This window comes from Cytobacillus sp. FSL M8-0252, from assembly GCF_038007345.1.
Classification (GTDB): domain Bacteria; phylum Bacillota; class Bacilli; order Bacillales; family Cytobacillaceae; genus Cytobacillus; species Cytobacillus kochii.
Genome location: NZ_JBBOWZ010000001.1, coordinates 91,654 through 105,045, shown reverse-complemented (window position 1 = coordinate 105,045; position 13,392 = coordinate 91,654). Strand labels below are relative to the sequence as shown.

General features: G+C 48.8%; 2 protein-coding genes, 11 tRNA genes and 6 rRNA genes. All 19 read right to left on the bottom strand.

Annotated features, from left to right (window positions below; translation table 11 throughout):
• Positions 1 to 2: 2 nt before the first annotated feature.
• The 19 genes from MKX83_RS00545 to MKX83_RS00455 all read right to left on the bottom strand — a co-directional run bounded on the left by MKX83_RS00545 (position 3) and on the right by MKX83_RS00455 (position 12,790).
• Entirely contained in the window at positions 3 to 551 is a 549-nt protein-coding gene (locus MKX83_RS00545) for a hypothetical protein (RefSeq protein ID WP_341053549.1), read from the bottom strand.
• 27 nt (positions 552 to 578) lie between these two features.
• A complete protein-coding gene (locus MKX83_RS00540; protein ID WP_095371254.1) occupies positions 579 to 1,040 on the bottom strand; it encodes a CtsR family transcriptional regulator in 462 nt (153 codons plus the stop codon).
• A 249-nt stretch (positions 1,041 to 1,289) separates the two neighbouring features.
• Positions 1,290 to 1,406, bottom strand: a 5S ribosomal RNA gene (gene rrf, locus MKX83_RS00535).
• A 230-nt stretch (positions 1,407 to 1,636) separates the two neighbouring features.
• A 23S ribosomal RNA gene (locus MKX83_RS00530) occupies positions 1,637 to 4,569 on the bottom strand.
• Between the two features lie 261 nt (positions 4,570 to 4,830).
• Positions 4,831 to 4,906, bottom strand: a tRNA-Ala gene (locus MKX83_RS00525).
• A 15-nt stretch (positions 4,907 to 4,921) separates the two neighbouring features.
• Positions 4,922 to 4,998 (bottom strand) — tRNA-Ile (locus MKX83_RS00520).
• A 99-nt stretch (positions 4,999 to 5,097) separates the two neighbouring features.
• A 16S ribosomal RNA gene (locus tag MKX83_RS00515) occupies positions 5,098 to 6,646 on the bottom strand.
• A 183-nt stretch (positions 6,647 to 6,829) separates the two neighbouring features.
• Positions 6,830 to 6,905: transfer RNA gene (locus MKX83_RS00510), tRNA-Ala, on the bottom strand.
• A 17-nt stretch (positions 6,906 to 6,922) separates the two neighbouring features.
• A tRNA-Pro gene (locus MKX83_RS00505) sits at positions 6,923 to 6,999 on the bottom strand.
• Positions 7,000 to 7,003: 4 nt separating this feature from the next.
• Positions 7,004 to 7,080 (bottom strand) — tRNA-Arg (locus tag MKX83_RS00500).
• Positions 7,081 to 7,089: 9 nt separating this feature from the next.
• A tRNA-Leu gene (locus tag MKX83_RS00495) sits at positions 7,090 to 7,178 on the bottom strand.
• A gap of 6 nt (positions 7,179 to 7,184) precedes the next feature.
• A tRNA-Gly gene (locus MKX83_RS00490) sits at positions 7,185 to 7,259 on the bottom strand.
• Between the two features lie 18 nt (positions 7,260 to 7,277).
• Positions 7,278 to 7,362 (bottom strand) — tRNA-Leu (locus MKX83_RS00485).
• Positions 7,363 to 7,371: 9 nt separating this feature from the next.
• Positions 7,372 to 7,447, bottom strand: a tRNA-Lys gene (locus tag MKX83_RS00480).
• A 7-nt stretch (positions 7,448 to 7,454) separates the two neighbouring features.
• Positions 7,455 to 7,530: transfer RNA gene (locus MKX83_RS00475), tRNA-Thr, on the bottom strand.
• Between the two features lie 17 nt (positions 7,531 to 7,547).
• Positions 7,548 to 7,623 (bottom strand) — tRNA-Val (locus tag MKX83_RS00470).
• 9 nt (positions 7,624 to 7,632) lie between these two features.
• Positions 7,633 to 7,749, bottom strand: a 5S ribosomal RNA gene (rrf, locus tag MKX83_RS00465).
• 230 nt (positions 7,750 to 7,979) lie between these two features.
• A 23S ribosomal RNA gene (locus MKX83_RS00460) occupies positions 7,980 to 10,912 on the bottom strand.
• 329 nt (positions 10,913 to 11,241) lie between these two features.
• Positions 11,242 to 12,790: ribosomal RNA gene (locus MKX83_RS00455) — 16S ribosomal RNA — on the bottom strand.
• The 16S, 23S and 5S rRNA genes sit together here with 11 tRNA genes alongside, the layout of an rRNA operon.
• Positions 12,791 to 13,392: the final 602 nt, after the last annotated feature.

The following is a 13,392-nucleotide window of genomic DNA, read 5'->3' as shown; positions in this document are numbered from 1 at the left end:
GTTCATTCCCCTCCCTCTAGATGGTTTTTCATTTCTTTTTCCAATTGACGTATTGCATCTCTTGTCTCTGCTGCTTTCTCAAATTCCTCTTTAGTTATAAGTTCTTTCAAGTTTATTTTTAAATCCTCAATTTGCTTTTTCAAATGGATATCTCCACCCATTCTTGTAGGGATTTTTCCATTATGATTCCAATTACCACTATGAAGCCTTTTAATAATTGGCTTTAACTGTGCTCGGAAAGATTCATAACAGTGGGCACATCCGAATTTCCCGACTTTAACAAATTGAGGAAAGGTCATCGAGCATTGCTCACACTGTACTACCTGCGCTTGTTTATTTAACTGAGCTTGGTTATTTGCATAACTTGTATCTATATTAAATAATCCGCTCAATAGATTATTAATAGAAAATCCAGATCCATTATTTAACATAAACATATCCCCATGTTCTTGGGCACATTTTTCACATAAATGGAACTCAGTCTTTTCGCCATTCATAATTTTTGTAAAATGTAGAGTCGCAGGTCTCTGATTACATTCTTGGCATATCATCTGTTTCACCCCTCCATACTTTACAGCCTACTTATATTTCAATGTATTTAGCATCGCAACAAGCATCCTTGCTCTTAACTCATCCCTATAGGGTAACTCTAAGTAAAGAACTGAACGGTCAATGACACTTAACATAATCTTCGCTTCTCGAGTAGTAATAATCTCTTCTTCAACTAATCTGTTTATAATATTTTCAGCACTATTTTGTGAAATACGATCACGTACAATCCTAATCAATTGATTAATTAAATCAACATAATCATAAGCTTGCACTTTGGTGATTCTTATATAACCACCACCGCCACGTTTACTTTCGACAGCATAGCCTTTTTCAACTGTAAACCGAGTATTTATGACGTAATTTATTTGAGATGGGACACATTGAAATTTATCAGCGATCTCGCTCCGCTTAATTTCAACAATTTCCCTTTCGCTAAGTTCCAAGACTTCTTTAAGATATTTTTCAATAATATCTGATATATTTTTCACCCGGCCTCCCCCTATCTGACTTTGACTATATTTGACATAAATTATACATGATTTGTGTGAAATGTTGCAACGAAGTAGTATTATTAATTTTCCCCTTTTTTTCTAAATCTCAAACGTATGAAATATAGGTTCATTCATTAAATTTATAATATGTTTAGATTGTGTAGATGTTATTTGTCCATTTAAATAAACGAATTCATTATAGCACGACAAAAAAGAGCACATACAAATGATGTGCTCTTTTATCTTGCCCGGCAACGTCCTACTCTCACAAGGGGACAGCCCCTAACTACCATCGGCGCTGAGAAGCTTAACTTCCGTGTTCGGTATGGGAACGGGTGTGACCTTCTCGCTATCGCCACCGGACTATGAAATTGTAAGGGAATCGTTCCCTCAAAACTAGGTAATGTTGAAGAAGATATTTATTGAGTAATCGCCTATGCGTTGCTGACGCGACTACTTACGTAGTGCTGTCTAGCTGCGGCGCCTAGGTGCTCGAGGTCATAAGCCAAATTTGTCATGAGGTTAAAGAACAACCTCCTGTCAAATTCGTCTTATGCTTGTCGCACCTGGGCAAGGCGCCTCCGCATTTCGAATTGGTTAAGTCCTCGATCGATTAGTATTAGTCAGCTACATGTGTCGCCACACTTCCACCTCTAACCTATCAACCTGATCATCTTTCAGGGATCTTACTAGCTTGCGCTATGGGAAATCTCATCTCGAGGGGGGCTTCATGCTTAGATGCTTTCAGCACTTATCCCTTCCGCACATAGCTACCCAGCGATGCCTTTGGCAAGACAACTGGTACACCAGCGGTGCGTCCATCCCGGTCCTCTCGTACTAAGGACAGCTCCTCTCAAATTTCCTGCGCCCACGACGGATAGGGACCGAACTGTCTCACGACGTTCTGAACCCAGCTCGCGTACCGCTTTAATGGGCGAACAGCCCAACCCTTGGGACCGACTACAGCCCCAGGATGCGATGAGCCGACATCGAGGTGCCAAACCTCCCCGTCGATGTGGACTCTTGGGGGAGATAAGCCTGTTATCCCCGGGGTAGCTTTTATCCGTTGAGCGATGGCCCTTCCATGCGGAACCACCGGATCACTAAGCCCGACTTTCGTCCCTGCTCGACTTGTAGGTCTCGCAGTCAAGCTCCCTTGTGCCTTTACACTCTACGAATGATTTCCAACCATTCTGAGGGAACCTTTGGGCGCCTCCGTTACTCTTTAGGAGGCGACCGCCCCAGTCAAACTGCCCACCTGACACTGTCTCCCATCCCGATAAGGGATGTGGGTTAGAATTTCAATACAGCCAGGGTAGTATCCCACCGACGCCTCCACCGAAGCTAGCGCTCCGGCTTCTAAGGCTCCTACCTATCCTGTACAAGCTGTACCAAAATTCAATATCAGGCTACAGTAAAGCTCCACGGGGTCTTTCCGTCCTGTCGCGGGTAACCTGCATCTTCACAGGTACTATAATTTCACCGAGTCTCTCGTTGAGACAGTGCCCAGATCGTTACGCCTTTCGTGCGGGTCGGAACTTACCCGACAAGGAATTTCGCTACCTTAGGACCGTTATAGTTACGGCCGCCGTTTACTGGGGCTTCGATTCAAAGCTTCGCGTGAGCTAACCTCTCCTCTTAACCTTCCAGCACCGGGCAGGCGTCAGCCCCTATACTTCGCCTTGCGGCTTCGCAGAGACCTGTGTTTTTGCTAAACAGTCGCCTGGGCCTATTCACTGCGGCTCATCAAGGCTTTAACACCCTAATGAGCACCCCTTCTCCCGAAGTTACGGGGTCATTTTGCCGAGTTCCTTAACGAGAGTTCTCTCGCTCACCTTAGGATTCTCTCCTCGCCTACCTGTGTCGGTTTGCGGTACGGGCACCTTATTCCTCGCTAGAGGCTTTTCTTGGCAGTGTGGAATCAAGAACTTCGGTACTAAATTTCCCTCGCTATCACAGCTCAAGGTATATGACCATGGGATTTGCCTCATGGTCCCTCTAACTGCTTAGACGCACATCCAATAGTGCGCTTACCCTATCCTCCTGCGTCCCCCCATCACTCAAACAGAATACGGTGGTACAGGAATATCAACCTGTTGTCCATCGCCTACGCTTTTCAGCCTCGGCTTAGGTCCCGACTAACCCTGAGCGGACGAGCCTTCCTCAGGAAACCTTAGGCATTCGGTGGATGGGATTCTCACCCATCTTTCGCTACTCATACCGGCATTCTCACTTCTAAGCGCTCCACCAGTCCTTACGGTCTAGCTTCAACGCCCTTAGAACGCTCTCCTACCACTGAACATCAACGATGTTCAATCCACAGCTTCGGTGATACGTTTAGCCCCGGTACATTTTCGGCGCGGAGTCACTCGACCAGTGAGCTATTACGCACTCTTTAAATGGTGGCTGCTTCTAAGCCAACATCCTGGTTGTCTAAGCAACTCCACATCCTTTTCCACTTAACGTATACTTTGGGACCTTAGCTGGTGGTCTGGGCTGTTTCCCTCTTGACTACGGATCTTATCACTCGCAGTCTGACTCCCATGGATAAATCTTTGGCATTCGGAGTTTGTCTGAATTCGGTAACCCGATGAGGGCCCCTAGTCCAAACAGTGCTCTACCTCCAAGATTCTTACGCATGAGGCTAGCCCTAAAGCTATTTCGGAGAGAACCAGCTATCTCCAAGTTCGATTGGAATTTCTCCGCTACCCACACCTCATCCCCGCACTTTTCAACGTACGTGGGTTCGGGCCTCCATCCAGTGTTACCTGGACTTCACCCTGGACATGGGTAGATCACCTGGTTTCGGGTCTACGACCACATACTCATTCGCCCTATTCAGACTCGCTTTCGCTACGGCTCCGTCTGTCCAACTTAACCTCGCATGTAATCGTAACTCGCCGGTTCATTCTACAAAAGGCACGCTATCACCCATTAACGGGCTCTAACTACTTGTAGGCACACGGTTTCAGGATCTCTTTCACTCCCCTTCCGGGGTGCTTTTCACCTTTCCCTCACGGTACTGGTTCACTATCGGTCACTAGGGAGTATTTAGCCTTGGGAGATGGTCCTCCCTGCTTCCGACGGGATTTCTCGTGTCCCGCCGTACTCAGGATCCACTCTGGAGGGAACGAAGTTTCAACTACAGGGCTTTTACCTCCTATGGCGGGCCTTTCCAGACCTCTTCGTCTATCTCGTTCCTTTGTAACTCCGTATAGAATGTCCTACAACCCCAAGAGGCAAGCCTCTTGGTTTGGGCTAATCCCGTTTCGCTCGCCGCTACTCAGGGAATCGCGTTTGCTTTCTCTTCCTCCGGGTACTTAGATGTTTCAGTTCCCCGGGTCTGCCTTCCATACCCTATGTATTCAGGTATGGATCCTATCCCATAACGGATAGGGGGTTTCCCCATTCGGAAATCTCCGGATCAAAGCTTACTTACAGCTCCCCGAAGCATATCGGTGTTAGTCCCGTCCTTCATCGGCTCCTAGTGCCAAGGCATTCACCGTGCGCCCTTATTAACTTAACCATTGTTCGGCTTGCGATAAGCTACGCATTTCGGCGTCAGCTCACTCGTCAACATCCTCATGTGCACAAGACGCACACTCCGGTGTTTCCTCGCTCGCTTCCTTGAACTGCTTGCTTCTCACAACCCTCTCGGTTGTGTTTATTAAAAAAGTTTAGTATCTTAAATCAATCTATAATATATAGAGAGAGAAAAAATAACTAAGGTGGCGATTACTCGGTAATCTTCTTCATTACATTATCTAGTTTTCAAAGAACGATTTGTTGGTGGAGCCTAGCGGGATCGAACCGCTGACCTCCTGCGTGCAAAGCAGGCGCTCTCCCAGCTGAGCTAAGGCCCCGTATTAAAGTTAAAATGGTGGGCCTAAATGGACTCGAACCATCGACCTCACGCTTATCAGGCGTGCGCTCTAACCAGCTGAGCTATAGGCCCACATAACTTCACGGTAAAGTATTTAATCATATCAAAGAGATTGCACTCTCAAAACTGAACGAACAGTCTAACATCAAGTCAATTCCGTATATTCCTTAGAAAGGAGGTGATCCAGCCGCACCTTCCGATACGGCTACCTTGTTACGACTTCACCCCAATCATCTGTCCCACCTTAGGCGGCTGGCTCCAAAAGGTTACCCCACCGACTTCGGGTGTTACAAACTCTCGTGGTGTGACGGGCGGTGTGTACAAGGCCCGGGAACGTATTCACCGCGGCATGCTGATCCGCGATTACTAGCGATTCCGGCTTCATGTAGGCGAGTTGCAGCCTACAATCCGAACTGAGAATGGTTTTATGGGATTGGCTAAACCTCGCGGTCTTGCAGCCCTTTGTACCATCCATTGTAGCACGTGTGTAGCCCAGGTCATAAGGGGCATGATGATTTGACGTCATCCCCACCTTCCTCCGGTTTGTCACCGGCAGTCACCTTAGAGTGCCCAACTAAATGCTGGCAACTAAGATCAAGGGTTGCGCTCGTTGCGGGACTTAACCCAACATCTCACGACACGAGCTGACGACAACCATGCACCACCTGTCACTCTGTCCCCCGAAGGGGAAAGTCCTATCTCTAGGATTGTCAGAGGATGTCAAGACCTGGTAAGGTTCTTCGCGTTGCTTCGAATTAAACCACATGCTCCACCGCTTGTGCGGGCCCCCGTCAATTCCTTTGAGTTTCAACCTTGCGGTCGTACTCCCCAGGCGGAGTGCTTAATGCGTTTGCTGCAGCACTAAAGGGCGGAAACCCTCTAACACTTAGCACTCATCGTTTACGGCGTGGACTACCAGGGTATCTAATCCTGTTTGCTCCCCACGCTTTCGCGCCTCAGCGTCAGTTACAGACCAGAAAGTCGCCTTCGCCACTGGTGTTCCTCCAAATCTCTACGCATTTCACCGCTACACTTGGAATTCCACTTTCCTCTTCTGCACTCAAGTTCCCCAGTTTCCAATGACCCTCCACGGTTGAGCCGTGGGCTTTCACATCAGACTTAAGGAACCGCCTGCGCGCGCTTTACGCCCAATAATTCCGGACAACGCTTGCCACCTACGTATTACCGCGGCTGCTGGCACGTAGTTAGCCGTGGCTTTCTGGTTAGGTACCGTCAAGGTACCGGCAGTTACTCCGATACTTGTTCTTCCCTAACAACAGAGTTTTACGATCCGAAAACCTTCATCACTCACGCGGCGTTGCTCCGTCAGACTTTCGTCCATTGCGGAAGATTCCCTACTGCTGCCTCCCGTAGGAGTCTGGGCCGTGTCTCAGTCCCAGTGTGGCCGATCACCCTCTCAGGTCGGCTACGCATCGTCGCCTTGGTGAGCCGTTACCTCACCAACTAGCTAATGCGCCGCGGGCCCATCTGTAAGTGATAGCAGAACCATCTTTCAATCTAATTATATGTATAAATAGATATTATCCGGTATTAGCCCCGGTTTCCCGGAGTTATCCCAGTCTTACAGGCAGGTTGCCCACGTGTTACTCACCCGTCCGCCGCTAATCTTTGGGAGCAAGCTCCCTCAGATTCGCTCGACTTGCATGTATTAGGCACGCCGCCAGCGTTCGTCCTGAGCCAGGATCAAACTCTCCAATAAAGTGTTTGATTAGCTCATTTGCACCTATGGTGCTTTGTTGCTGATAAATCAGCTTTTTTAGAATTACGCTTGACGTTTTACGTTCGTTCAGTTTTCAAAGAACAATCTCATTCGCTTCAGAAGCGACTTTATAATCATACAACATCTTAACTTGTTATGTCAATAACTTTTTTAAAATGTTTTTGGTGGAGCCTAGCGGGATCGAACCGCTGACCTCCTGCGTGCAAAGCAGGCGCTCTCCCAGCTGAGCTAAGGCCCCAAAAAGAGTAATAAAAATGGTCGGGAAGACAGGATTCGAACCTGCGACCCCTTGGTCCCAAACCAAGTGCTCTACCAAGCTGAGCTACTTCCCGTTTATGGCGCGCCCGAGAGGAGTCGAACCCCTAACCTTTTGATCCGTAGTCAAACGCTCTATCCAATTGAGCTACGGGCGCATCAATAAGTGGTGCCGAGGACCGGAATCGAACCGGTACGGTAGTCACCTACCGCAGGATTTTAAGTCCTGTGCGTCTGCCAGTTCCGCCACCCCGGCACTTATTGGAGCGGAAGACGGGATTCGAACCCGCGACCCTCACCTTGGCAAGGTGATGTTCTACCACTGAACTACTTCCGCAAATATTCAAAATAAAAATGGTGCGGGTGAAGGGAGTCGAACCCCCACGCCTTGCGGCGCCAGATCCTAAGTCTGGTGCGTCTGCCAATTCCGCCACACCCGCATATATAAATGGTGAGCCATGAAGGACTCGAACCTTCGACCCTCTGATTAAAAGTCAGATGCTCTACCAACTGAGCTAATGGCTCGTACAAGTGGTGCCGGCCAGAGGACTTGAACCCCCAACCTACTGATTACAAGTCAGTTGCTCTACCAATTGAGCTAGGCCGGCAAATAAACACAAAAAAATGGTGGAGGATGACGGGATCGAACCGCCGACCCTCTGCTTGTAAGGCAGATGCTCTCCCAGCTGAGCTAATCCTCCAATATGTATGCCCGGCAACGTCCTACTCTCACAAGGGGACAGCCCCTAACTACCATCGGCGCTGAGAAGCTTAACTTCCGTGTTCGGTATGGGAACGGGTGTGACCTTCTCGCTATCGCCACCGGACTATGAAATTGTAAGGGAATCGTTCCCTCAAAACTAGGTAATGTTGAAGAAGATATTTATTGAGTAATCGCCTATGCGTTGCTGACGCGACTACTTACGTAGTGCTGTCTAGCTGCGGCGCCTAGGTGCTCGAGGTCATAAGCCAAATTTGTCATGAGGTTAAAGAACAACCTCCTGTCAAATTCGTCTTATGCTTGTCGCACCTGGGCAAGGCGCCTCCGCATTTCGAATTGGTTAAGTCCTCGATCGATTAGTATTAGTCAGCTACATGTGTCGCCACACTTCCACCTCTAACCTATCAACCTGATCATCTTTCAGGGATCTTACTAGCTTGCGCTATGGGAAATCTCATCTCGAGGGGGGCTTCATGCTTAGATGCTTTCAGCACTTATCCCTTCCGCACATAGCTACCCAGCGATGCCTTTGGCAAGACAACTGGTACACCAGCGGTGCGTCCATCCCGGTCCTCTCGTACTAAGGACAGCTCCTCTCAAATTTCCTGCGCCCACGACGGATAGGGACCGAACTGTCTCACGACGTTCTGAACCCAGCTCGCGTACCGCTTTAATGGGCGAACAGCCCAACCCTTGGGACCGACTACAGCCCCAGGATGCGATGAGCCGACATCGAGGTGCCAAACCTCCCCGTCGATGTGGACTCTTGGGGGAGATAAGCCTGTTATCCCCGGGGTAGCTTTTATCCGTTGAGCGATGGCCCTTCCATGCGGAACCACCGGATCACTAAGCCCGACTTTCGTCCCTGCTCGACTTGTAGGTCTCGCAGTCAAGCTCCCTTGTGCCTTTACACTCTACGAATGATTTCCAACCATTCTGAGGGAACCTTTGGGCGCCTCCGTTACTCTTTAGGAGGCGACCGCCCCAGTCAAACTGCCCACCTGACACTGTCTCCCATCCCGATAAGGGATGTGGGTTAGAATTTCAATACAGCCAGGGTAGTATCCCACCGACGCCTCCACCGAAGCTAGCGCTCCGGCTTCTAAGGCTCCTACCTATCCTGTACAAGCTGTACCAAAATTCAATATCAGGCTACAGTAAAGCTCCACGGGGTCTTTCCGTCCTGTCGCGGGTAACCTGCATCTTCACAGGTACTATAATTTCACCGAGTCTCTCGTTGAGACAGTGCCCAGATCGTTACGCCTTTCGTGCGGGTCGGAACTTACCCGACAAGGAATTTCGCTACCTTAGGACCGTTATAGTTACGGCCGCCGTTTACTGGGGCTTCGATTCAAAGCTTCGCGTGAGCTAACCTCTCCTCTTAACCTTCCAGCACCGGGCAGGCGTCAGCCCCTATACTTCGCCTTGCGGCTTCGCAGAGACCTGTGTTTTTGCTAAACAGTCGCCTGGGCCTATTCACTGCGGCTCATCAAGGCTTTAACACCCTAATGAGCACCCCTTCTCCCGAAGTTACGGGGTCATTTTGCCGAGTTCCTTAACGAGAGTTCTCTCGCTCACCTTAGGATTCTCTCCTCGCCTACCTGTGTCGGTTTGCGGTACGGGCACCTTATTCCTCGCTAGAGGCTTTTCTTGGCAGTGTGGAATCAAGAACTTCGGTACTAAATTTCCCTCGCTATCACAGCTCAAGGTATATGACCATGGGATTTGCCTCATGGTCCCTCTAACTGCTTAGACGCACATCCAATAGTGCGCTTACCCTATCCTCCTGCGTCCCCCCATCACTCAAACAGAATACGGTGGTACAGGAATATCAACCTGTTGTCCATCGCCTACGCTTTTCAGCCTCGGCTTAGGTCCCGACTAACCCTGAGCGGACGAGCCTTCCTCAGGAAACCTTAGGCATTCGGTGGATGGGATTCTCACCCATCTTTCGCTACTCATACCGGCATTCTCACTTCTAAGCGCTCCACCAGTCCTTACGGTCTAGCTTCAACGCCCTTAGAACGCTCTCCTACCACTGAACATCAACGATGTTCAATCCACAGCTTCGGTGATACGTTTAGCCCCGGTACATTTTCGGCGCGGAGTCACTCGACCAGTGAGCTATTACGCACTCTTTAAATGGTGGCTGCTTCTAAGCCAACATCCTGGTTGTCTAAGCAACTCCACATCCTTTTCCACTTAACGTATACTTTGGGACCTTAGCTGGTGGTCTGGGCTGTTTCCCTCTTGACTACGGATCTTATCACTCGCAGTCTGACTCCCATGGATAAATCTTTGGCATTCGGAGTTTGTCTGAATTCGGTAACCCGATGAGGGCCCCTAGTCCAAACAGTGCTCTACCTCCAAGATTCTTACGCATGAGGCTAGCCCTAAAGCTATTTCGGAGAGAACCAGCTATCTCCAAGTTCGATTGGAATTTCTCCGCTACCCACACCTCATCCCCGCACTTTTCAACGTACGTGGGTTCGGGCCTCCATCCAGTGTTACCTGGACTTCACCCTGGACATGGGTAGATCACCTGGTTTCGGGTCTACGACCACATACTCATTCGCCCTATTCAGACTCGCTTTCGCTACGGCTCCGTCTGTCCAACTTAACCTCGCATGTAATCGTAACTCGCCGGTTCATTCTACAAAAGGCACGCTATCACCCATTAACGGGCTCTAACTACTTGTAGGCACACGGTTTCAGGATCTCTTTCACTCCCCTTCCGGGGTGCTTTTCACCTTTCCCTCACGGTACTGGTTCACTATCGGTCACTAGGGAGTATTTAGCCTTGGGAGATGGTCCTCCCTGCTTCCGACGGGATTTCTCGTGTCCCGCCGTACTCAGGATCCACTCTGGAGGGAACGAAGTTTCAACTACAGGGCTTTTACCTCCTATGGCGGGCCTTTCCAGACCTCTTCGTCTATCTCGTTCCTTTGTAACTCCGTATAGAATGTCCTACAACCCCAAGAGGCAAGCCTCTTGGTTTGGGCTAATCCCGTTTCGCTCGCCGCTACTCAGGGAATCGCGTTTGCTTTCTCTTCCTCCGGGTACTTAGATGTTTCAGTTCCCCGGGTCTGCCTTCCATACCCTATGTATTCAGGTATGGATCCTATCCCATAACGGATAGGGGGTTTCCCCATTCGGAAATCTCCGGATCAAAGCTTACTTACAGCTCCCCGAAGCATATCGGTGTTAGTCCCGTCCTTCATCGGCTCCTAGTGCCAAGGCATTCACCGTGCGCCCTTATTAACTTAACCATTGTTCGGCTTGCGATAAGCTACGCATTTCGGCGTCAGCTCACTCGTCAACATCCTCATGTGCACAAGACGCACACTCCGGTGTTTCCTCGCTCGCTTCCTTGAACTGCTTGCTTCTCACAACCCTCTCGGTTGTGTTTATTAAAAAAAGTTTAGTATCTTAAATCAATCTATAATATATAGAGAGAGAAAAAATAACTAAGGTGGCGATTACTCGGTAATCTTCTTCATTACATTATCTAGTTTTCAAAGAACGATTGAAATGAGAGATTATACTCTCAAAACTGAACGAACAGTCTAACATCAAGTCAATTCCGTATATTCCTTAGAAAGGAGGTGATCCAGCCGCACCTTCCGATACGGCTACCTTGTTACGACTTCACCCCAATCATCTGTCCCACCTTAGGCGGCTGGCTCCAAAAGGTTACCCCACCGACTTCGGGTGTTACAAACTCTCGTGGTGTGACGGGCGGTGTGTACAAGGCCCGGGAACGTATTCACCGCGGCATGCTGATCCGCGATTACTAGCGATTCCGGCTTCATGTAGGCGAGTTGCAGCCTACAATCCGAACTGAGAATGGTTTTATGGGATTGGCTAAACCTCGCGGTCTTGCAGCCCTTTGTACCATCCATTGTAGCACGTGTGTAGCCCAGGTCATAAGGGGCATGATGATTTGACGTCATCCCCACCTTCCTCCGGTTTGTCACCGGCAGTCACCTTAGAGTGCCCAACTAAATGCTGGCAACTAAGATCAAGGGTTGCGCTCGTTGCGGGACTTAACCCAACATCTCACGACACGAGCTGACGACAACCATGCACCACCTGTCACTCTGTCCCCCGAAGGGGAAAGTCCTATCTCTAGGATTGTCAGAGGATGTCAAGACCTGGTAAGGTTCTTCGCGTTGCTTCGAATTAAACCACATGCTCCACCGCTTGTGCGGGCCCCCGTCAATTCCTTTGAGTTTCAACCTTGCGGTCGTACTCCCCAGGCGGAGTGCTTAATGCGTTTGCTGCAGCACTAAAGGGCGGAAACCCTCTAACACTTAGCACTCATCGTTTACGGCGTGGACTACCAGGGTATCTAATCCTGTTTGCTCCCCACGCTTTCGCGCCTCAGCGTCAGTTACAGACCAGAAAGTCGCCTTCGCCACTGGTGTTCCTCCAAATCTCTACGCATTTCACCGCTACACTTGGAATTCCACTTTCCTCTTCTGCACTCAAGTTCCCCAGTTTCCAATGACCCTCCACGGTTGAGCCGTGGGCTTTCACATCAGACTTAAGGAACCGCCTGCGCGCGCTTTACGCCCAATAATTCCGGACAACGCTTGCCACCTACGTATTACCGCGGCTGCTGGCACGTAGTTAGCCGTGGCTTTCTGGTTAGGTACCGTCAAGGTACCGGCAGTTACTCCGATACTTGTTCTTCCCTAACAACAGAGTTTTACGATCCGAAAACCTTCATCACTCACGCGGCGTTGCTCCGTCAGACTTTCGTCCATTGCGGAAGATTCCCTACTGCTGCCTCCCGTAGGAGTCTGGGCCGTGTCTCAGTCCCAGTGTGGCCGATCACCCTCTCAGGTCGGCTACGCATCGTCGCCTTGGTGAGCCGTTACCTCACCAACTAGCTAATGCGCCGCGGGCCCATCTGTAAGTGATAGCAGAACCATCTTTCAATCTAATTATATGTATAAATAGATATTATCCGGTATTAGCCCCGGTTTCCCGGAGTTATCCCAGTCTTACAGGCAGGTTGCCCACGTGTTACTCACCCGTCCGCCGCTAATCTTTGGGAGCAAGCTCCCTCAGATTCGCTCGACTTGCATGTATTAGGCACGCCGCCAGCGTTCGTCCTGAGCCAGGATCAAACTCTCCAATAAAGTGTTTGATTAGCTCATTTGCACCTATGGTGCTTTGTTGCTGATAAATCAGCTTTTTTAGAATTACGCTTGACGTTTTACGTTCGTTCAGTTTTCAAAGAACAATCTCGTTCGCTTCAGAAGCGACTTTATAATCTTATCATCCCACCAACACCATGTCAACTATTTTTTTAAAATAATTTTTGATGATTAGTTGAGTAAACTTGCTCTCTCTTGGGAACAAAAACTACTATATCACGATTAAAAAGTGTTTGCAATATAATTTTTAAAGTTTTTATTAAGAAACTTCTTTTTTTTGAAAACAAACTTCAAATCTGTAATTTCAACTTCCCAACTAATCTTTTAATAAGTTTTTTCTATTGTACTATTACTTTAATTAAACAAGTAGAATCTTTATCATTAAACAGCTTTTCTTTTATCTTCTAAATTGAATACTTACAGGAAAATATACCTTTGTACCTTTACTCGTCACATAATCTACATCCAAGCAGAAACGCAAACAACAAATAGCACTTAAACCTTTCTGTTTTTCCTCTTAACACTGCTGCGTCAAAAACCACCTATTTCTAGAACGAACGACAGCCTGACCAAAGTGATTAATA